This is a genomic window from Pseudomonas sp. Leaf434, assembly GCF_001425545.1.
GTDB lineage: Bacteria > Pseudomonadota > Gammaproteobacteria > Pseudomonadales > Pseudomonadaceae > Aquipseudomonas > Aquipseudomonas siliginis.
Map to the genome: position 1 here is coordinate 554,344 of NZ_LMQZ01000001.1, position 19,242 is coordinate 573,585.

20 protein-coding genes are annotated in these 19,242 nt (G+C 60.4%); 8 read left to right on the top strand and 12 right to left on the bottom strand.

Annotation, left to right across the window (positions count from 1 at the left end):
• The first annotated feature begins 84 nt into the window (after positions 1 to 84).
• The 5 genes from ASG55_RS02475 (at position 85) to ASG55_RS02495 (ending at position 6,449) form a co-directional block, all read left to right on the top strand.
• The gene (locus ASG55_RS02475) at positions 85 to 2,553 is read left to right on the top strand and encodes a beta-galactosidase (protein ID WP_056783358.1); all 2,469 of its coding nucleotides are present in this window, start codon (positions 85 to 87) and stop codon (positions 2,551 to 2,553) included.
• 210 nt (positions 2,554 to 2,763) lie between these two features.
• A complete protein-coding gene (locus ASG55_RS02480; RefSeq protein WP_056783360.1) occupies positions 2,764 to 3,909 on the top strand; it encodes a serine hydrolase domain-containing protein in 1,146 nt (381 codons plus the stop codon).
• 113 nt (positions 3,910 to 4,022) lie between these two features.
• On the top strand, positions 4,023 to 5,132 hold the full coding sequence (locus ASG55_RS02485; RefSeq protein ID WP_056783362.1) for an OmpA family protein: 1,110 nt from the start codon (positions 4,023 to 4,025) through the stop codon (positions 5,130 to 5,132).
• Positions 5,133 to 5,156: 24 nt separating this feature from the next.
• Complete coding sequence (gene pdxH, locus ASG55_RS02490) at positions 5,157 to 5,804, top strand: pyridoxamine 5'-phosphate oxidase (RefSeq protein ID WP_056783364.1); 648 nt, start codon at positions 5,157 to 5,159, stop codon at positions 5,802 to 5,804.
• A 180-nt stretch (positions 5,805 to 5,984) separates the two neighbouring features.
• On the top strand, positions 5,985 to 6,449 hold the full coding sequence (locus ASG55_RS02495; RefSeq protein WP_016771369.1) for a glycine zipper 2TM domain-containing protein: 465 nt from the start codon (positions 5,985 to 5,987) through the stop codon (positions 6,447 to 6,449).
• A gap of 127 nt (positions 6,450 to 6,576) precedes the next feature.
• On the opposite strand, the gene ASG55_RS02500 is transcribed toward ASG55_RS02495, so the two are convergent.
• The 5 genes from ASG55_RS02500 to nhaA form a co-directional block, all read right to left on the bottom strand.
• Positions 6,577 to 6,804, bottom strand: a complete 228-nt coding sequence (locus tag ASG55_RS02500) for a hypothetical protein (protein WP_056783366.1) — start codon at positions 6,802 to 6,804, stop codon at positions 6,577 to 6,579.
• Positions 6,801 to 7,985 (bottom strand): colicin E3/pyocin S6 family cytotoxin, encoded by a 1,185-nt coding sequence (locus ASG55_RS02505; RefSeq protein ID WP_056783368.1) that lies wholly within the window; start codon positions 7,983 to 7,985, stop codon positions 6,801 to 6,803. Before ASG55_RS02505 ends, ASG55_RS02500 begins: the two co-directional genes overlap by 4 nt.
• A 201-nt stretch (positions 7,986 to 8,186) precedes the next feature.
• Positions 8,187 to 8,927: a zeta toxin family protein gene (locus ASG55_RS02510; protein WP_056783370.1), complete on the bottom strand. Its 741-nt coding sequence runs from the start codon at positions 8,925 to 8,927 to the stop codon at positions 8,187 to 8,189.
• Positions 8,924 to 9,193, bottom strand: coding sequence for a hypothetical protein (locus ASG55_RS02515; protein WP_056783372.1), 270 nt, complete (start codon positions 9,191 to 9,193; stop codon positions 8,924 to 8,926). Before ASG55_RS02515 ends, ASG55_RS02510 begins: the two co-directional genes overlap by 4 nt.
• Positions 9,194 to 9,313: 120 nt before the next feature.
• Positions 9,314 to 10,501, bottom strand: coding sequence for a Na+/H+ antiporter NhaA (gene nhaA, locus ASG55_RS02520; protein ID WP_056783374.1), 1,188 nt, complete (start codon positions 10,499 to 10,501; stop codon positions 9,314 to 9,316).
• A gap of 251 nt (positions 10,502 to 10,752) precedes the next feature.
• On the opposite strand from nhaA, the gene ASG55_RS02525 reads away from it, so the two are divergent.
• On the top strand, positions 10,753 to 11,847 hold the full coding sequence (locus ASG55_RS02525) for a PLP-dependent cysteine synthase family protein (protein WP_056783376.1): 1,095 nt from the start codon (positions 10,753 to 10,755) through the stop codon (positions 11,845 to 11,847).
• Between the two features lie 136 nt (positions 11,848 to 11,983).
• Here ASG55_RS02525 and ASG55_RS02530 read toward each other — a convergent pair whose 3' ends face one another.
• Together ASG55_RS02530 and ASG55_RS02535 are read right to left on the bottom strand one after the other, a co-directional pair.
• Entirely contained in the window at positions 11,984 to 13,597 is a 1,614-nt protein-coding gene (locus ASG55_RS02530) for an NAD(P)/FAD-dependent oxidoreductase (protein WP_056783378.1), read from the bottom strand.
• 96 nt (positions 13,598 to 13,693) lie between these two features.
• Positions 13,694 to 14,347 carry a COG3650 family protein gene (locus ASG55_RS02535; protein WP_056783380.1) on the bottom strand — a complete coding sequence of 218 codons (654 nt, stop codon included), beginning with the start codon at positions 14,345 to 14,347 and terminating at the stop codon, positions 13,694 to 13,696.
• A 137-nt stretch (positions 14,348 to 14,484) separates the two neighbouring features.
• Between ASG55_RS02535 and ASG55_RS02540 the strand changes: the two genes are divergently transcribed.
• On the top strand, positions 14,485 to 14,832 hold the full coding sequence (locus tag ASG55_RS02540) for a hypothetical protein (protein ID WP_056783383.1): 348 nt from the start codon (positions 14,485 to 14,487) through the stop codon (positions 14,830 to 14,832).
• 4 nt (positions 14,833 to 14,836) lie between these two features.
• On the opposite strand, the gene ASG55_RS02545 is transcribed toward ASG55_RS02540, so the two are convergent.
• Positions 14,837 to 15,436, bottom strand: coding sequence for a short chain dehydrogenase (locus ASG55_RS02545; RefSeq protein ID WP_056783385.1), 600 nt, complete (start codon positions 15,434 to 15,436; stop codon positions 14,837 to 14,839).
• Positions 15,437 to 15,540: 104 nt separating this feature from the next.
• Between ASG55_RS02545 and ASG55_RS02550 the strand changes: the two genes are divergently transcribed.
• On the top strand, positions 15,541 to 16,455 hold the full coding sequence (locus ASG55_RS02550) for a LysR family transcriptional regulator (protein ID WP_056783386.1): 915 nt from the start codon (positions 15,541 to 15,543) through the stop codon (positions 16,453 to 16,455).
• Positions 16,456 to 16,553: 98 nt separating this feature from the next.
• On the opposite strand, the gene ASG55_RS02555 is transcribed toward ASG55_RS02550, so the two are convergent.
• From ASG55_RS02555 to ASG55_RS02570, 4 genes are read right to left on the bottom strand one after another with little or no spacing between them, the layout of a single operon-like run.
• Positions 16,554 to 17,030, bottom strand: coding sequence for a DoxX family protein (locus tag ASG55_RS02555; protein WP_056783388.1), 477 nt, complete (start codon positions 17,028 to 17,030; stop codon positions 16,554 to 16,556).
• Complete coding sequence (locus ASG55_RS02560) at positions 17,027 to 17,785, bottom strand: HvfC/BufC N-terminal domain-containing protein (protein ID WP_056783391.1); 759 nt, start codon at positions 17,783 to 17,785, stop codon at positions 17,027 to 17,029. Before ASG55_RS02560 ends, ASG55_RS02555 begins: the two co-directional genes overlap by 4 nt.
• Positions 17,782 to 18,669, bottom strand: a complete 888-nt coding sequence (gene bufB, locus ASG55_RS02565) for an MNIO family bufferin maturase (protein WP_056783393.1) — start codon at positions 18,667 to 18,669, stop codon at positions 17,782 to 17,784. The genes ASG55_RS02560 and bufB overlap by 4 nt, the downstream gene beginning before the upstream one ends.
• 25 nt (positions 18,670 to 18,694) lie before the next feature.
• Positions 18,695 to 19,000 carry a BufA1 family periplasmic bufferin-type metallophore gene (locus tag ASG55_RS02570; RefSeq protein WP_041478029.1) on the bottom strand — a complete coding sequence of 102 codons (306 nt, stop codon included), beginning with the start codon at positions 18,998 to 19,000 and terminating at the stop codon, positions 18,695 to 18,697.
• Positions 19,001 to 19,242 lie beyond the last annotated feature (242 nt).

Here is a 19,242-nt window from a genome sequence, read left to right on the forward strand (position 1 = left end):
GCCGATTGGCCCGCCGCGTTGTCTATCTCTCTGCCACCGCTTTTCCACTGGCCTTGACTGGTCGTTAGGGAGAACTCCGTTCTTATGATCCGCCGTTCGTTGCCCGCTGTTTTCGCCTTGATCTTTGCCGCGCCGTTGCTGGCGGCCCCTGCCGGTCAGCAGACGCTGTTCAACTTCGTACGCCCGGCCGACGTGGTCAAGGTCGCCACGGAAAACGCCGACCTGCCACAGGCCAATGCCGAACAGACCGCCGAAGGTGAAGTGCTGCGCCGGGTGACGTTCAACCCGGTCGCCCGCCCGACCTTGCGCCTGACCCCACAGACTGGTGCTTGGGACTGGTCGCAGTCCGACATGATGACCCTGCGTCTGCAAAGTGCGATGAATTGGGCGGTCACAGTCTATGTGCAGATCCAGAGCAACGATGGCCGCACTCTGGTCAGCCGCGTCGATCTGCCCGCAGGCCCCGCGCAGACCTTGCTGGTGCCGCTGGTGGCGTCGACGCCACTGAGCCAGGGCATGAAAGCCGGGCCACCGATGCCGATGACCGTCGATGGCCAACGCATCCTGCTGGCCAGCAGCACGGGCGAGATCGACCGCAGCCAGGTGGTTTCGGTGAGTCTGTCGATGGATCAGCCGAAAGTTGCGCAGAGCCTGTTGCTCGAGCGGTTCGGCGTGCAGGACGGCGAATCGGTGACGCGGGCGGTGTACGGCAATCTGGTCGACGCCTACGGTCAGTCAACCCGTAGTAAATGGCCGGAAAAAGTCAGCAGCGACGAACAACTGAAAAGCGCCGCCAGCAAAGAGCAGCAACAGCTGAATACGTGGCTGGCCGAGCGTGAAAAGGCTTCGCTGGACACATTCGGGGGCTGGAACAAAGGCCCGGCGTTCAAGGCCAGCGGTTTCTTTCGCACGGAAAAACGCGATGGCCGCTGGTATCTGGTGACTCCTGAAGGCCACCCGTTCTATTCGTTGGGCGTCAACACCGTCAGCGCGCAGGTCAACCAGACCTACGTCGCCGGCCGTGAATCCATGTTTGAATCGTTGCCTAAGAACGACGACCCGCTGGCCGCGCATTTTGGCGAGGGTGACAACCGTGGCGGCAATGGCGCCGACCAGGGGCGTGGCTACGGCAACGGCCGCTGGTACGACTTCTATGGCGCCAATCTGCAACGCCTGAACGGCGAACCGTGCAAGGCAGACAGCGACAACAAGGCCGGGATTGCCGAAGCGGCGAAGGCTGGGGCGGCTGAGGCCGGTTCGGTGCAGGCCGCTGAAACCGCAGCGGTGCCTGCCGAGCCAAAATCCGGAATTGCCGAAGCGGCGCAGACTGACGCGGTGCAAGCGTCCAGCACGGAAATAGCTCCGTGCACAGCCAGGATTGATGAACAGCGCTGGACCCGGCACACCCTCGATCGGCTGCAAGCCTGGGGCTTCAACACAGTGGGCAACTGGAGCGCGCCGTCGCTGGCGGATGCTGAGCGCGTACCGTACACCTTGCCGCTGTCGATCGTCGGCGATTACACCAGCATCAGCACGGGCAGCGATTGGTGGGGCGGCATGCCGGATCCGTTCGATCCGCGTTTCGCCATGGCCACCGAGCGCGCCGTGGCCATTGCCGCCCGCGATCACCGTGACGATCCGTGGCTGATCGGTTATTACGCCGACAACGAACTGGCCTGGGCTGGTCCTGGCGACGATCCGAAGGCTCGCTACGCGCTGGCCTACGGCACGTTGAAAATGACCACCGATGTACCGGCCAAACGCGCCTTTCTCAAGCAATTGCGCGACAAGTACCGCAATCAGGCCGGACTGTCCAAGGCCTGGGGCATCGAGTTGCCGGCGTGGGAATTGATGGAAGACCCTGGCTTCGTGCCGCCACTGCCGAACCCGGAGCATCCGGAGATCGAAGCGGATTTCAAATACTTCCAGAAGGTCTTCGCCGATACCTATTTCAAGACCATTTCCGATTCGCTGAAATGGCACGCGCCGAACCAGATGCTCCTGGGCGGTCGCTTCGCCACCAGTACGCCTGAAGCCGTGGCGTCCTGCGCGCAGTATTGCGATGTGTTGAGCTTCAACATGTACACGCTCAAGCCGCAGGACGGCTACGACTTCGCCGCGCTGGCAGCCCTGGACAAACCGGTGCTGATCACTGAATTCAACTTCGGCTCGGCTGACCGAGGCCCGTTCTGGGGCGGCGTGACGCAGCTGGCCAAGGAGGAAGATCGCGGCCCGGCCTATGCCAACTTCCTCAAACAGGCACTGAGCGAACCGTCGATTGTCGGCGTGCACTGGTTCCAGTATCTCGACCAACCGGTGACCGGGCGTTTGCTCGACGGCGAGAACGGCCATTTCGGTCTGGTCGGGATGACCGATCTGCCGTATCAGGGCTTCGTCGAAGCGGTGCGCAAAAGCAATCTGCAGGCGCTGGAGCAACTGGGCAAGGAGGCGCAGAAAACCCCGGCGGCGGAAGTGGAAGGCGGGCGCAAGGCCGAGGCTGGCAAAGCGCCGGGGGCTGCACAGGCGGGTGGGCATTCGGGGAATGGTCACTAGGTTTCAGACCGCGTTATCGTTCTTCGCGAGCAGGCTCGCTCCCACACTGGATATCAACAGCAGCGCAGATCCCCTGTGGGAGCGAGCCTGCTCGCGAAGGGATCGCCACAAATTGCGGATCAACCGTCTGGCCCGCGCCTGTTCCCAAATCCCTCAAGGGCTGGAACAATGCGGGCCACTTTGTAGAGCGTTTTCGCGGGGGAGTTGCGGGTGCAGATTCAGGGACATTACGAGCTTCAATTCGAAGCGGTGCGCGAGGCTTTCGCCGCACTGTTCGACGATCCCCAGGAACGCGGCGCAGCCCTGTGCATCAAGGTCGGTGGAGAAACCGTCCTCGACCTCTGGTCCGGTACCGCCGACAAGGACGGCGCCGAGGCTTGGCACAGCGATACCATCGCCAACCTGTTCTCCTGCACCAAGACCTTCACCGCCGTTACCGCACTGCAACTGGTCGCTGAAGGCAAGTTGCAACTCGATGCCCCGGTTGCCCGCTACTGGCCGGAATTCGCCGCCGCCGGCAAAGAATCCGTCACCCTGCGCCAATTGCTCTGCCATCAGGCCGGCTTGCCGGCGCTGCGCGAACTGCTCGCCCCTGAAGCCCTTTACGACTGGCAAACCATGGTCGATGCCCTCGCGGCCGAAGCACCATGGTGGACGCCGGGCACCGGTCACGGTTATGCCGCGATCACCTACGGTTGGCTGGTCGGCGAATTACTGCGTCGCGCTGACGGGCGCGGGCCGGGCGAGTCGATCGTCGCTCGGGTCGCCAAACCGTTGGGCCTGGATTTCCATGTGGGCCTGGCCGACGAAGAGTTTCATCGCGTGGCGCACATCGCCCGTGGCAAGGGCAACGCCGGCGACGCTGCGGCTCAGCGTCTGCTGCAAGTGACCATGCGCGAACCGACTGCCATGACCACCCGCGCATTCACCAATCCGCCGTCAGTGCTGACCAGCACCAACAAGCCGGAATGGCGCCGCATGCAGCAGCCTGCGGCTAACGGCCACGGCAATGCGCGCAGCCTCGCCGGGTTTTACGCCGGCCTGCTGGACGGCAGTCTGCTCGAAAGCGAGATGCTCGAAGAGCTGACCCGCGAGCACAGCCTTGGCGATGACAAGACCTTGCTCACTCGTACCCGTTTCGGCCTCGGCTGCATGCTCGATCAACCGGACGTGCCCAACGCCACCTACGGCCTCGGACCACGCGCGTTCGGTCATCCGGGAGCGGGCGGCTCGATCGGTTTTGCTGATCCGGAGCACGATGTGGCTTTCGGTTTCGTGACAAATACCCTGGGGCCTTACGTTTTGATGGATCCGCGTGCACAAAAGCTGGCGCGGGTGCTTGCCACTTGTCTGTAAAGCTTCAACTGAGGTTCCAGGGTCGGAACCTCGAAGGGATTTTCGTTTCAAAACGGCTGTTTATCCGGGCGAAAGTGCTCTGATTTTTCATTACTTCATTTTGTGGATTTTCAATGTCATCTAAAAAGACCCTCGCCCTGGCCCTGTGTGTAGCGATCACCGGTTGCGCACAGACTCCGAAAAACGATGCAGACGGCGGCAGTTGGTGGCCGTTCGGTTCTCCCGACAAAGTCGCGGCCAAAGATTCGGCCCCGGCCCCGGCCCCGGCCCCGTTGAAACCGGCGGCAACCGCGCCAGTGGCCAAGGCCGAGAGCAGCAACCCGTGGTACTGGCCGTTCGGTTCCAGCGATGAAGCGGTCAAGGCTGATCTGAAAGCCGAGGTCAAACCTGAAGCCAAACCGGTCGAGGTGGCCAAAGCCGAGGCGCAGTCCAATGGCAAATGGTGGTGGCCGTTCGGCGGCAAGGATCAGCCAACCGCCAAAGCCGTGCCGATGCCCGATCCGAAGGTGACTCAGGCCTGGCTCGACGACTACGAGCCGCGTCTGCGTGAAGCGGTGAAAGACAGCAATCTGCAACTCGAGCGTCGCGACAACGTACTGGTGGTGACGGCGCCGGTCGAAGGCTCGTTCAATCCGGACCGTCCGGCGATGCTGCTGCCGGTCACCCTTGGCCCGTTCACTCGCGTGGCGAAAATCCTTGAAGCCGATCCGAAAACCGCAGTGCTGGTGCTCGGTCACAGTGACACCAGCGGTGCCGCACCGGCCAACGTCAAGCTGAGCCAGGAACGTGCGCAATCGGTGGCAGCGATCTTCCGCCTCAGCGGCTTGCAGCGTGATCGCCTGATGCTGCGCGGCATGGGTTCCGAAGCGCCGCGTGCGGCCAACGACAGCGTTGAAGGCCGCGCCTTGAACCGTCGTGTCGAACTGCTGGTGACTCCGCAAAACACCATGGTTGCGCTGCTGAGCAAATACAACATGCCTGCGCCGAAGCCGGTGACGATGGTTGCTGCGCAAGACGTCAAGCCAGTGGCCAAACCGGTTACCCCGGCGCCTGCCGCGAAAAAAGCCGCTGTGCCGGCGGCGAAAAAGGCGCCAGCCAAGAAAACCGCCGCCAAGGCTCCTGCGAAGAAGGCACCGGCCAAGGCTCCAGCGAAAAAAACTGCACCAGCCAAAGCCGCCGCGACCGACAAGAAAGTCGCCGCAGCCGACGCCGCCAAGAAGTGATCCGCTAACGAAAAGGAATCCGCCATGACCCAGGCTCTGGCCGATATGCGTCGCGACTACACCCGTGACGGTTTGACCGAGGCGCAAGCCCCGGCCGAGCCGTTTGCGCTATTTCACCAGTGGTTCGCCGATGCGGTGAAAACCGAGCAGGCGCCGGTAGAAGCCAATGCCATGACCCTGGCCACGGTCGATGCCAACGGTCGTCCGCATTGCCGCATTCTGTTGCTCAAGGGCCTGGACGAGCAGGGCTTCACCTTCTTCACCAACTACGACAGCGCCAAGGGCCAGCATCTGGCGGCCAACCCGTTTGCCGCCATGACCTTCTTCTGGCCAACCCTGGAGCGCCAGGTGCGCATCGAGGGGCGGGTGGTCAAGGTCACGGCGCAAGAGTCCGACGCGTATTATCAGGTGCGTCCGCTGGGCAGCCGCCTCGGCGCTTGGGCCTCGCCGCAGAGCCGGGTCATCAACGGTCGTGGCGAACTGGAAGATTTGCTCAAGGCCACCGAGCAACGCTTCAGCGACAGCCAGCCGCACTGCCCGGAACATTGGGGCGGTTACCGCTTGTTGCCTGAGCGCATCGAGTTCTGGCAAGGCCGTCCGAGCCGCCTGCACGATCGCCTCAACTACCGCCTCCAGGGCGCCGAATGGATTCTGGAACGTCTGGCACCCTGAGCAGTCTACCGAGCGAGATAAACGCGGATGGCGCAGGATCGTTGATTTGACGCTACCTTGAGTGGACGCTCGCGGGCATCTGTACCAGGCCTGAATGGAAGCCAATTTTATCCGGATGGTGTCGTGACAGGCGCCAGGCCACGGGGTTTAATGAACACATGTTCTTTTGGAGTTGATGCTATGCGTAAGTCTGTTCTGCTGGTTGCTTCCTTTTCGACGATGGCGATGTTGCTGACCGGCTGCCAATCGAGCCTCACCGGCGACTCCTACTCCCGTGACGAAGCGCGTCGTGTGCAGACGATTCGCATGGGCACCATCGAATCCCTGCGACCGGTAAAAATCGAAGGCACCAAGACCCCGATCGGCGGCGCAGCAGGCGCAGTGGTCGGCGGCGTCGGCGGCAGCGCTATCGGCGGCGGCAAGGGCAGCATTGTGGCTGCGGTCATCGGGGCAGTGGCCGGCGGCCTGCTTGGCTCGGCCACCGAAGAAGGCCTGACCCGCACCCAGGGCGTGGAAATCACCGTCCGCGAAGACGACGGCAGCATGCGCGCCTATGTGCAGCAGGTTCAGGAGAATGAAGTATTCCGCGTTGGCGAGCGGGTGCGGATTTCCACCGTTGGCGGAACCAGCCGCGTTTCGCACTAAGCGGGAAGCCGGGTAAAAGAAAACCCCGATCAGGTGACTGGTCGGGGTTTTTCTTTGTTTGTGAATTGCTCATTCAGTATGTGGCGCAGGTGCCCATGAAGTATTCGAGGCCCCTGTATTTGCTAAGTCATTGGTCTTCAGTGGATAGATATAGGTCAAGGTGTCGAGGCAGTTTTACGGCGCATGCTTGTTCAATATCAGTGATCTGTTGCTCCGTCAGCTTGTAATCGTAAAGAAGGTCTTCTTCCGTACTCCAACCCATAATGACTTTCAAATTGGACGTGGGGATGGAGAGCGCTTGCTCAAATACAGCAGAGTCGTCACCTTTTACTACGCCCATGATTCGATGCTTCACGGTTCTATCCTTCTTGTAGGATCTGCTGGTTTCGTTTGTTCGCCTGTTTCATGGTTGTATTCCCCGAGATGCCTTCCACGCTTTGTATATTTCTCAATGGCGCCATGTCGGAAATCCCATTCGTAAATTATTCCCTCTCTATCTTTCCAGCGTGGCCGTAATCCTCCGCCACCCTTTATTGGTGTTTTTGGGGTAGCCCATCGAGCATCCGGATATGCAGGCAAATTTTTGGGTTTTTGATGGTAATTTCCCTGCGAAATACTGGCCACTATATAGAGCGGCCTCATGCCTGCTGCCGCAGGGAAGACCAAAATAAAATCCCGATACTCCGGCGGATAGACCGGATTCACCAGTATCCCGTCCGCCGCCTTCGTCGGTGGATACACCCAGATATGCGGTGCCTGCGGTGCGGCCTCCAGCGCTGGAATGCCTAGGATGTCCGAGCCATCCACCGCCGGGGTCCAGAGCAGTTCGACGCCTTCACCCAGATCGGCAACAAACCGGTCGCCGCGCGCAATGAACTGCACGACATCGACCATTTCCCAATCGCGGTTCTTACCGGTGTAGAAACCGTAACCCTTGAGGCTGCCATCGGCCTGTTGCTCGACGCGCAGGCGCACGCGGGTTCGGGCTTGTTTGAGTGTGCTCAGTTGCTCATCGGTGTAGAGCGCGCTGTCGCCCAGGCTGGATGGCATCAAAAGCGCAATCAGCCCCACCAAAGTCGCAGCCGCCGCAGGGGAGGCGAGCGCCGGTAGCACTTCAAAAGCCGAGCCTGCCAAAGCCAGACTGCCGAACCCGACCGGGATGGTGTTGGCGCTGATTTTCTTGAGAGGAATGCCGCCGCTTGCGTCGGCTTCGCGAGCGCCGAGCAGGATCAGCTCGCCGTAATCCTTCAGGCTGTCGGTCGGCACCATGCCGGAAGGATTGCTGTAATCGATAATCGCATCCGGCAACTTGCAGGACTTGGCGAATACACAGCCGGCACGCACGGCTTCAGGTTTTTTCGCAGCCACTTCACGGCTGTGCTCGAAAGCCTCCTGCCGCGCCAGCATCGCGTCGTAAGCGTTTTGCCCGGCTTCGCGCTCGGCCAGTTCTGCGGCCGTCATATACCGCCAGGTAACGTGATGCCCGTCGCCCTGCGGTGGGTTTTGCACCCGGGGAATGTCCTTGTTCCGCGCCACTGATCGTCCCTTCGTTCATCATCGACAGCCCCTCGGAAAGGGGCTGCAGGACGTTATCGAAGCGGGGAAAATGTGGCTGTAGGACGGGTCGCTAATGACGTGGGGATTGTTCGACTCGAACGAGGTCTGCCGCAGAGACGTGGAGCAGTCCGCTACGCAAACTCATCGTTACCGATTGGCAGTGTGAACTTCGGAGTGAATCTAAAGCAATTTATCTAGCACGAACTGCTTGAACCACGGCGGCTGAGTGTCTGATTTGATTTCGATCAGTTCTCCATCCGTAATTTCAGCTATCTGCGTCAGGCCTTCACTGCCTTCATCTGAGTTATCGAAAATATACGCCCGGTTGGAGGCCAGGATAGCTTCGGATAAAAGCTCCAGGGATCGCCAGTATCGAGCTTCAATTTTTTCAGCAGGAACGTTATGTCCTCCTCGGGAAACGCGGTATGCAACTCTCGCAATATTTATCTGCGGGTCCGCTGTCGCCACGTAATAGACGTAGACCCTGTAGCCGGATTTGCTCGCTTCAGCGAGGAGGCTGACTTTGTCCGCGGAGGACATGACGGTTTCGAACGTAAAGCTGATGCGCTCTTTTATCAACGATCTACGGATGAAGTCGCAGAGTGCCGACGCAACGTACGAGTCGATTTCAGTATCCGAAAAGTTGAGCCGGATTCCATCAATTGCGAGGTCATCAAGCTTTGCCTGCGAACGAGGCGATTTTTTCAGCAGGGGGTGAGCACGGAGAAAGTCGAAAAGCTCCGCTTTATGTGCTTCGATGCGATAAGAACCGAAATCAAAGTAACCGGTATCTTTGATTGAACGTTCGATGTCGTCAGGATTTATGTAGTTGCCCAGCAGGTGCGCAGGGACAAGTCGATTGAATGTGCTTTTCCCGGATCCGTTCGGTCCCGCAAATATCCGTATTCTCGGTGTGCTCAAGAAGTAACCTGTTTTGAAGATTTATTGATGTGCAGACGCGTTCCGCTTTTCAGATTGCCGTAGGCGCCAATCGACCGCAAAACGATGGAAGTTTTCTCGGTCACTTCAAGCAGTTGACCATCTTTAGCGACAAGCACCGCTGCGCCGTTTGCAAGTGCCGTTTTGTAGGCGTTGCTGAAGGCCTTTAGAGCGATGTAAGGAATTCGCGACTCCTGAATGGCAATCTGATCGTCAGTCATTGGGCGTTTTTCGGCTTTGCGCGACATGAATGACTCCAAGCTGTGCTGAGTAGATGGCTGTTTGATGCGCAAGATATAGCACATTTTCAAGGCTTAGAGCCAAGCCCCTCGTCTGTGGAGGGGCTATGCCATTGGCCGCAATAAACCTCAGGAAGTTTGTGTCGTGCCCCTGCGACTCGCCGCCGCCGTCACCGCATAACCAATCACCGCCGCGAGAATCGAGCCGGTGAGGATGCCCATGCGATCCATGCCGGCGTAATCACTCACGCCCGGTTCGAAGGCCAGCGAGCCGACGAACAGGCTCATGGTGAAGCCGATGCCGCAGAGGATTGCCACGCCGAGGACCTGGCCCCAGTTGGCGCCTTGGGGCAGGGCGGCGATGCCAATCTTGACCGCCAGCCAGGTCAGGCCGAACACGCCGATGGTCTTGCCCAGCAGCAGGCCGATGGCGATGCCCATCGGTACGTCGTGGGTGAAGCTTTCGACGGTGACGCCGCTCAGTGACAGGCCGGCGTTGGCGAAGGCGAACAGCGGCAGGATGCCGTAGGCGACCCAAGGGTGCAGCGCGTGTTCGAGGGTCAGCAGCGGCGACGACTCGGCGTTTTTCGTGCGCAGGGGAATGCAGAAAGCCAGGGTCACGCCGGCCAGTGTGGCGTGGACACCGCTCTTGAGCACGCAGACCCAGAGGATCAGGCCGATGATCATGTACGGGCCGAGTTTGACCACGCCGAGCCGGTTCATTGCCACCAGCGCGGCAATGCACGCAGCCGCCAGGCCAAGGGACAGGGTCGAGAGTTCGCCGGAATAGAAGATTGCGATGATGACGATGGCGCCCAGGTCATCGATGATCGCCAGGGTCATCAGGAACAGTTTCAGCGACACCGGCACGCGTTTGCCAAGCAGGGCCAATACGCCGAGGGCGAAGGCGATGTCGGTGGCGGTCGGAATGGCCCAGCCGCTCAGGGCGGCGGGGTTGTCGCGGTTGAGGAACCAGTAGATCAGCGCCGGCACCAACATGCCGCCGATCGCCGCTGCGCCGGGCAGGACGATCTGCGAAGGCTTGGACAATTGGCCGTCGAGCACTTCGCGTTTGACTTCCAGACCGATCAGCAGGAAGAACATCGCCATCAGGCCGTCATTGATCCACAGCAGCAGGGGTTTGGCGATTTTCAACGCGCCGATCTGCGCCACCACCGGGGTGTCGAGCAGGCCGGTGTACAGCCACGACAGCGGTGAGTTGTTGATGATCAGCGCGAGAACGGCTGCGGCGATCAATAGCAGACCGCTGGCGGCTTCCAACTGAAAGAAACGCGTGAAAGTGCTACGCAGAGGCAAGGTCGCTCTCCATCGAATCAAGAAAAAGGTGAAACACCCTAACCCGTACCGTTAGTTGTTAAAACAAAAGTTATATTCTTTTTTGTTATATGTCGTTACAGGCTGTCTGGCTCGGGCAGCACTGAGCCTAGCAGTTGCCCGACACATTGAGACTCAGCTGTATCTTTGCCGTCTGCGGTATTTTTCCTAAGCTTGCGCCAGACCTTTTTCAGGAGACCGATCTCCTGGCTGATTCAATGAGAACCGAGACCATGAGCGACAACCGACAGTGGGCACGCGAAGCCATCCGCATCATCGAGGCGGACTTCCAGCGCAGCGCCGACACCCACCTGATCCCTTTGCCGCTGCCCGGTTTTGCCGGCATCGAGTTGTATTTCAAGGACGAATCCAGCCACCCGACCGGCAGCCTCAAGCATCGCCTGGCCCGTTCGCTGTTCCTTTACGCGCTGTGCAACGGCTGGCTGAAACCCGGCGCGCCGGTGATCGAAGCGTCCAGTGGGTCGACGGCGATTTCCGAAGCGTATTTCGCGCGCATGCTCGGTTTGCCGTTTATCGCAGTAATGCCGGCGACGACTTCGAAAGAGAAGATTGCCCAGATTGCTTTTTACGGCGGGCAGAGCCATCTGGTGCAGGATCCGACGCAGATCTACGCCGAATCCGAGCGCCTGGCCCGCGAGCATGGCGGTCACTTCATCGATCAGTTCACCTACGCCGAACGTGCCACCGACTGGCGAGCGAACAACAACATCGCCGAGTCGATCTTCCAGCAGATGCGCTACGAAAAGCACCCTGAGCCGACGTGGCTGATTTCCAGCCCCGGCACTGGCGGGACTACAGCGACCCTTGGTCGATACGTGCGTTATCGCCAGCACTGCACCCGCGTGTTGTGTGCCGATGCCGAGCGTTCGGTGTTCTTCGATTTCTATCAGAGCGGTGATGCCAGCCTGCGTCTGGACTGCGGCTCGCGCATCGAGGGAATTGGTCGACCTAGGGTGGAAGCGTCGTTCCTGCCCAAGGTGATCGATGCGATGGTCAAGGTGCCGGACGCCCTGTCGCTGGCGGCCATGCATTATCTGGCGCAGCGTTTGGGGCGGCATGTCGGCGGGTCGAGCGGGACCAATCTGATCGGTGCGCTGATGGCGGCGCAACAGATGAAAGCGGCGAGGCAGTCGGGGTCGATCGTGGCGATCCTGTGCGATGGCGGCGAGCGTTATGCCGACACGTATTACGATCAGCAATGGCTGAAGGCGCAGGGCTATGAACTGGGTGATTTGATTGCAGCGGTGGCGGCGAGTGCCGAGCGCGGGGAGGCGCTGCCGACCTCGGTGCTGCGCGCCAACATCTGAAGAAACGCAAAAACCAATGTGGGAGCCAGCCTGCTCGCGAAGGCGGAATCACATTCAACAACTTCGTTGAGTGACAGACCGCTTTCGCGAGCAGGCTCGCTCCCACAGGGTTTTGTGTTGGGTCAGCTGATGCTGATCAGGCTTCCAGTCCGAGGATATCGCGAGCCACTGCCTCGGCAATGCGAATCCCGTCAACACCCGCCGAGAGAATCCCGCCGGCATAGCCCGCGCCTTCACCGGCCGGGAACAGGCCTTTGACGTTCATGCTCTGCAGCGACTCGTTGCGGGTGATGCGCAGCGGCGATGAAGTGCGCGTCTCGATTCCGGTCAGCACGGCGTCGTGCAGCGAATAACCGCGAATCTGCTTCTCGAACGCCGGCAAGGCTTCACGGATCGCCTCAATGGCAAAGTCCGGCAGCGCCAGCGCCAGATCGCCCAAGGCCACGCCCGGCTTGTACGACGGCTCGACTTCGCCCAGCTCGGTCGATGGAATGTCGTTGATAAAGTCGCCAACCAGTTGCGCCGGAGCCTTGTAGTCGCTGCCGCCCAGAATGAACGCGTGGGATTCCAGGCGCTCCTGCAACTCGATACCGGCGAGCGGGCCGCCCGGATAGTCGACTTCCGGGGTAATGCCGACGACGATGCCGGAGTTGGCATTACGCTCGTTACGCGAGTACTGGCTCATGCCATTGGTGACCACGCGATTCGGTTCCGACGTCGCAGCGACCACGGTGCCGCCCGGGCACATGCAGAAGCTGTACACCGAACGCCCGTTCTTGGCGTGGTGCACCAGTTTGTAATCGGCCGCGCCAAGTTTCGGGTGGCCGGCGTATTTGCCCAGGCGCGCGCGGTCGATCAGCGACTGCGGATGTTCGATGCGGAAACCCACCGAGAATGGCTTGGCTTCCATGAACACGCCACGGCTGTGGAGCATGCGGAAGGTGTCGCGGGCGCTGTGGCCGAGGGCCAGAACCACGTGTTTGGAATGCAGGGTTTCGCCGCTGGCCAGTTGCACCCCCACCAGTTGGCCGTCTTCGATCAGCACGTCGCTGACGCGCTCCTGGAAGCGCACTTCACCGCCCAGTTCGCGGATCTGCTCGCGCATGTTTTCGACCATACCGGTCAGGCGGAACGTACCGATGTGCGGCTTGCTGACGTAGAGGATTTCTTCCGGCGCGCCGGCCTTGACGAACTCGTGCAGGACTTTGCGGCCGAGGAATTTCGGGTCCTTGATCTGGCTATACAGCTTGCCGTCGGAGAACGTGCCCGCGCCGCCTTCGCCAAACTGCACGTTGGACTCGGGATTGAGCACGCTTTTGCGCCACAGGCCCCAGGTGTCCTTGGTGCGCTGACGGACTTCGGTGCCGCGTTCGAGAATGATCGGTTTGAAGCCCATCTGTGCCAGCAGCAGACCGGCGAAGATGCCGCACGGGCCGAAACCGACGACGATCGGCCGCTGGCCGGGATCGCTCGGTGCCTGGCCGACGAATTTGTAGCTGACATCCGGCGCCACGTTGACGTTACGGTCGTCGGCGAACTTGCCCAACACTCTGGCCTCGTCGCGTACGTTGAGGTCGATGGTGTAGATGAAGCACAGTTCGGAGGACTTTTTGCGCGCGTCATAGCTGCGCTTGAACAAGGTGAAATCGAGCAGATCATCGCTGGCGATGCCCAGACGCTGCACGATGGCGGCGCGCAGGTCTTCTTCGGGATGGTCGATTGGCAGCTTGAGTTCAGTGATTCGTAACATGGCGGGGATCCGGATTCGCGGGGCGCACAACTGCGCCAGGGCGTTTGAAGGCGGCGATTATAAGCCGCCGCGAGCGGATCCGTGGGGGAAAAACGATCAGTCGTTGCGTGCGCCGCCGAAATAGCCGCAGCCGCGCTGCACCTGACCGTCGATGCGCAACTCGGCGCTCATGTGCTGCACGCTGCCGGTGCTGCTGTCGACGCAGCGCTGTGGCGCCACCCACAATTCGATGCGCTGGTTGTTGGCTTCGCTGCTGAGATTGAAGCGGCCGTCGCCCAGTTGCTCTTCCACATACGGCACCGCCAGTGGAGCCTGGCCGTCACGCTCGATGACCATGCCTTTGCCGCTGACCTTGACGTTCCACTCCGGGCCATGGCCGGCAGCGCGCAGGATCAGCAGTTTGAAATTTGGGTCGTCGCAGGCCGTGCCCGAGCGCTCGACGCGATACAACTGGCCGAGGTCGAGACGGTCGCCGGAGACCTTGCCGCGCACATCGGCAAACAGCTTGCCCTGCTCGTCGGCCAAGGTGGCGGCCTCTTGCAGGACGCTGGTGCCGCCGATGTCGTTGACCACCAGTTGCCGCTGATCCTGGCACGGCTGGAACACCAGTTTGCCGTCGGCGGCGGTCAGTTGCCCCTGCATTCGCGTTTGCCCGGCATGGGACACACTTTCACGCTGGCCGTCGAACAACTGGCAGGCGGCAAACATCGGCAGCAGGGTAACGAGGACGATCGAACGGGCAACACGCATCTTTGGCTCTCCAGACAAGTGCTGCCACGTTACTGAGGCTGAGTGCCTATCACAAGGTCTGGTCTGCCACTATTGAGTCGGGCGTGGGAGCATCGCATAGTCTCTTGCACGTTTTTTGATAGATCAGGGAGTGTTAAATGAGATGGAAAATTGCGCTGTTGCTGTTGGCATCTGCAAGCGCTGTCAGCGTCCAGGCAGCCGATCTGGCTTTCTCTTCAGGGGTTGATTTCACAAAGATGGTAATGCTGCTCAAGGATGATCAGGGGCCTAATCCGGATCTTGTCGAACTATCCCTGGTGTTGACACCCGTAGCCACTGAGAGGGCTAAGGCAATCAGTCATGAGGCGATGGGCCAGCCATTGAGTCTTTCGATCAACGGCCAGCACATTTCCACGGCGACAGTGCGATCCGAGCTGGGCGGGGAGTTCAGGATCTCTATGTCGCGGTCTGTCGCCAAACGGCTTTTACCTACCTTGATCGATTAATCATTCAGGCCACGTGAAACGTCTGCCCTGTTTGCAGGCCTTCGACACTTTTCGCGTAGGCCAATGCCACTTCCGCTGCAGGAACCGGCTTGAAGCCACGGAAGTAGGGCGCGTATTTGCCCAGGGCTTCGGTGAGTACGGTCGGGCTCACCGAGTTCACCCGCAGGCCACGCGGCAGTTCGATGGCGGCGGCGCGGACGAAGCTGTCGATGGCGCCGTTGACCAGCGCTGCCGAGGCGCCGCTGCGAATCGGATCGTGGCTGAGCACGCCGGTGGTAAACGTGAACGAAGCGCCATCGTTGGCGTACTCGCGGCCGATCAGCAGCAGGTTGATCTGGCCCATCAGTTTGTCTTTCAGGCCGAGGGCGAAGCTGTCTTCGGTCATGTCGTCCAGCGCTGCGAACGTCACGTTGCCCGCCGCGCAGATCAGCGCATCGAACTTGCCGGTCTGTTCGAACAGCTTGCGGATTGAGGCGCTGTCGCTGATATCCACTTGCAAGTCACCGCTGTTACGACCGATACGAATGACCTCGTGGCGTTGCGACAATTCTTTGTCCACCGCTGAGCCGATGGTGCCGCCTGCGCCTATCAACAGAATTTTCATCGTGCTGTACCCCATGTGTGTGAATGAGGTTTCAGTCTAGGGTGGTTTTTTCAGCGGATAAGCGCACTAATAGGCAACCTTTGGTTTTCAATTGGAAACAATCCATGAGCGAAATGGATGATCTCGCCGCGTTCGCTGTGCTGATCGAGGCCGGCAGTTTCACCCTTGCGGCGCAGCAGTTGGGCTGCAGCAAAGGCCAGTTGTCCAAGCGCATCAGCCAGCTCGAAGCGCAGTTCGGTGTGGTATTGCTGCAACGCACCACCCGGCGCTTGAGTCTGACGGCGGCGGGGGCGGCGCTGCTGCCGCAGGCCCAGGCGCTGGTGGTCCAGGTCGAACGCGCACGGCAGGCTTTGGCGCGGTTGAAGGACGACATGGCCGGCCCCGTGCGCATGACGGTTCCGGTGTCGCTCGGCGAGACCTTCTTCGATGGCTTGCTGCTGGAGTTTTCCGGGCAATACCCCGAGGTGCAAATCGAGCTGGAGCTGAACAACAGCTATCGCGATCTGTCGCGCGATGGCTTTGATCTGGCGATTCGCGCCGAAGTGGCCAATGACGATCGGCTGGTGGCCAAGCCGTTGTTGGCGTGGCACGAAATGACCTGCGCCAGCCCGGCCTACCTCGAGCGCTTCGGCGAGCCGGCGACGCCCCATGCCTTGGCCGAGCATCGTTGCCTGCTCAACAGCCATTACAGCGGTCGCGAAGAATGGCTGTATCACCAGCAGCACGAGTTGTTGCGGGTGCGGGTTTCGGGTCCGTTTGCCAGCAATCACTACAGCCTGTTGAAGAAAGCAGCGCTGTCCGGCGCCGGCATCGCCCGTTTGCCGTCGTATCTACTGCAAGCGGAACTGGCTGACGGCCGCTTGCGCTGGTTGCTGCGCGATTACCAGACCCGACGGATGCCGATGTATCTGGTGCACCCGTATCAGGGTGGTTTGCCCAAGCGCACGCAGGTGTTGGCGGATTATTTGATGGGCTGGTTCAAGCGCAGTGGCGAGGCGCTGGATCGACTCCAGCGCTGACACCGAACCTGTGTAGGAGCTGCCGAAGGCTGCGATCTTTTGATTTTTAGAAGCAAGATCAAAAGATCGCAGCCTTCGGCAGCTCCTACAGTTTCAGGTCAGCCTTGGCATCGGCGGGCAATCAGGTGATCGATCGACAGTTTGCCCGGCCCGGTCGCCATCAGGTACAGCAACACCGCCGCCCAGGTGCCGTGGGTCGGGTAGGCATCCGGGTAGACAAACAGTTGAATGGTCAGGGTCATGCCTAGCAGTGCCAGCGCGGAAAACCGCGTCGCTAGGCCGAGCAGGATCAGTAGAGGAAACACATGCTCGGCAAACGCCGCCAGATGCGCGGCAATTTCCGGCGACAGCAGCGGCAGGTTGTACTCGCTCTGAAACAGCGGAATCGTCGAATCGGCCAAACGTGGCCAGCCCAGTTCAAAAGTGCCGTCAATCAAATCGACGGCCAGTCCTTCGACCTTGGTTTGCCCGGATTTCCAGAACACCGCAGCGATGGAAAAACGCGCGATGAGGGCAATCAGGCTGTGCGGGATTTTTTCCAACAGCGCGATGACGCGCAGGATAAAGGCGTTCATGGCAACTCCTTGTAATTCAGCTGGGTGATCGCGTTATGCGCAATCAGTAAGGCGAGGGTTTGCGCGAGATCGAACGGCGGGCTGTTTTCTGCCGCCGCGAGCAACGGCGAGCCCTGAAGCAGATGACCAATGAACACGCTCGCACCCGCCTCAAGAGCGAACACCTCAACGTCGAGACCGTTGCGCAGCACCAGGGCATGCTGGCCTTGATGGAGGCCAATGCCCGCCAGACTTGGCTCCTGCTGATGCGCGGCCCAGATCGCCACCACCGCGAAAGCAGAGTCGAGCAGGTGCAGCGAGGGATGCAGTTCGAAACACAGTTCACTCAGCGTCTGCGGATCGGCCAGCGCGGCACTGACTTGTTCAGGCCGGATCGGCTGCGCATCGGCGGCGTGGTAAGCAACAGTGCGCAAATGCTCGAGTCGCGCGACATCAGCGACATAAGGCACGCCGGCGATGGGTTCAAACTCTGCGATGAAGTCGGCGAAATTCTCGCCATAGCGGCTCATCAACGGACTGTGTGGCGGCTGACTCTGGACGAAAATCGCCGCCATGGCGCGGAAGAATTCCTCGCCGACCAATTGCAGCACCACTGGATAACTGTCGGCCAGGGCATTGATCAGCGAGCTCTGCACGTTGTTGCGATACACCGCAAAACGTCGCGACGGATCGGCGCCATTACGGCTGCACAGGCCCTTGGGATACGGCAGTTGCGCATTGAGCAAAGCGGCGGCGAAATCCGCTTGCGTGCTCATGCCGCACGCTCCGCGCGGCGCAACAGCGTCTCGGCTTGCTGCGCTTCGGCGAGCAATGCGTTGAAAGTCGGGACGTGATTATCGCGTTCGATGAGTGTCGCCACCGGGCCGATACGTTGCAGCACTTGCCGGTACAGATCCCAGACGGCCGGATCAATCGGCGCGCCGTGATCGTCGATCAGCAAGCGGTCGCCGAGGTTGTCGCAATCTTCAGCGAAGCCGGCCAGATGAATCTCGCCGACTGCGTGCAGCGGTAACGCATCAAGGTAGGCCAAAGGATCGCGCTGATGATTGATGCACGACACGTAGACATTGTTGACGTCAAGCAACAAGCCGCAGCCGCTGCGGCGGATTACTTCGGCGATGAACTCGGCCTCGTCGATTGTCGAATGCTCAAACGCCAGATAGGTCGCCGGGTTCTCCAGCAGCATCGGTCGCTTCAGAGTGTTCTGCACCTGGTCGATGTGCGCACAGACGCGGTTCAGCGTCGGCGTGTCGTAAGCCAGTGGCAGCAGGTCATTGAGGAACACCGGGCCGTGGCTCGACCATGCCAGGTGTTCGGAAAAGGCTTGCGGTTGATAGCGCTCGATCAGCTCGGCGAGGCGTTTGAGGTGCTGGCTGTCCAGCGGGCCTTCGCCACCGATCGACAGCCCCACGCCATGCAGTGACAGCGGGTACTGTTCGCGAATCAGACCGAGAAAATGATGAAACGGGCCGCCGGCCACCATGTAGTTTTCGGCGTGGACCTCGAAGAAACCGAGGTCCGGTACGGAGCCGAGCACATCAAGGAAGTGCCCGGTCTTGAGCCCCAGCCCGGCGCGGGCAGGGAGCTCGGTGCGAGCTGCCTGAGTGCGCGGCAGGGACGGTTCGTGATGACTGAACATGGGCGTCACTCAGGCAGGCCGTGGATCAGGACTTGGCTTTGAAGGCTTCGAGCTGACCGAAACCGGTCGGCGAGGTTTTGCTCTCGGTGGTGGCGCAGGTGCCCTTCGGAACGAGCTTCCAGGCGTTGGCCTGATAGTCCATTTTCGCCGTGCCGGCGCAGGTGGTGCCGGCACCTGCGGCGCAATCGTTCTTGCCTTTCAGGGCTACGCCGAAGCATTTTTCCATGTTGGCATCAGCGGCCTGAGCGGTGGAGACAGTGGCGATGCTCAGAGCGGAACCGAGAGCCAGAACCAGAGCGGTGGCGGACAGGGTACGGGTAGTCGCAGTCATGATGTTTCTCCAGGTTTATCAGGGTTTCTGCAAGTGCTGTTGCGCTTGCTTGTCCCTCTAGAGAACGGGTGGCGGGATGCGTTACAGGTGGGGCGAGAAATATATAAAAAATTTCGGATTCAGCAGTATCCCTGTGGGAGCGAGCCTGCTCGCGAAGGCGGTGTGTCAGGCACCCATAATGTTGAATGACAGAGCGCTTTCGCGAGCAGGCTCGCTCCCACAGGGTTACCTTGGTGGTGCTC

Excerpts from the sequence above, each read along its gene's own strand:
- ASG55_RS02475 (WP_056783358.1), top strand. The coding sequence starts at position 85 with ATGATCCGCCGTTCGTTGCCCGCTGTTTTCGCCTTGATCTTTGCCGCG.
- ASG55_RS02485 (WP_056783362.1), top strand. The coding sequence starts at position 4,023 with ATGTCATCTAAAAAGACCCTCGCCCTGGCCCTGTGTGTAGCGATCACC.
- pdxH (WP_056783364.1), top strand. The coding sequence starts at position 5,157 with ATGACCCAGGCTCTGGCCGATATGCGTCGCGACTACACCCGTGACGGT.
- ASG55_RS02495 (WP_016771369.1), top strand. The coding sequence starts at position 5,985 with ATGCGTAAGTCTGTTCTGCTGGTTGCTTCCTTTTCGACGATGGCGATG.
- ASG55_RS02515 (WP_056783372.1), bottom strand. The coding sequence starts at position 9,193 with ATGTCGCGCAAAGCCGAAAAACGCCCAATGACTGACGATCAGATTGCC.
- ASG55_RS02525 (WP_056783376.1), top strand. The coding sequence starts at position 10,753 with ATGAGCGACAACCGACAGTGGGCACGCGAAGCCATCCGCATCATCGAG.
- ASG55_RS02530 (WP_056783378.1), bottom strand. The coding sequence starts at position 13,597 with ATGTTACGAATCACTGAACTCAAGCTGCCAATCGACCATCCCGAAGAA.
- ASG55_RS02535 (WP_056783380.1), bottom strand. The coding sequence starts at position 14,347 with ATGCGTGTTGCCCGTTCGATCGTCCTCGTTACCCTGCTGCCGATGTTT.
- ASG55_RS02540 (WP_056783383.1), top strand. The coding sequence starts at position 14,485 with ATGAGATGGAAAATTGCGCTGTTGCTGTTGGCATCTGCAAGCGCTGTC.
- ASG55_RS02545 (WP_056783385.1), bottom strand. The coding sequence starts at position 15,436 with ATGAAAATTCTGTTGATAGGCGCAGGCGGCACCATCGGCTCAGCGGTG.
- ASG55_RS02550 (WP_056783386.1), top strand. The coding sequence starts at position 15,541 with ATGAGCGAAATGGATGATCTCGCCGCGTTCGCTGTGCTGATCGAGGCC.
- ASG55_RS02555 (WP_056783388.1), bottom strand. The coding sequence starts at position 17,030 with ATGAACGCCTTTATCCTGCGCGTCATCGCGCTGTTGGAAAAAATCCCG.
- ASG55_RS02560 (WP_056783391.1), bottom strand. The coding sequence starts at position 17,785 with ATGAGCACGCAAGCGGATTTCGCCGCCGCTTTGCTCAATGCGCAACTG.
- bufB (WP_056783393.1), bottom strand. The coding sequence starts at position 18,669 with ATGTTCAGTCATCACGAACCGTCCCTGCCGCGCACTCAGGCAGCTCGC.
- ASG55_RS02570 (WP_041478029.1), bottom strand. The coding sequence starts at position 19,000 with ATGACTGCGACTACCCGTACCCTGTCCGCCACCGCTCTGGTTCTGGCT.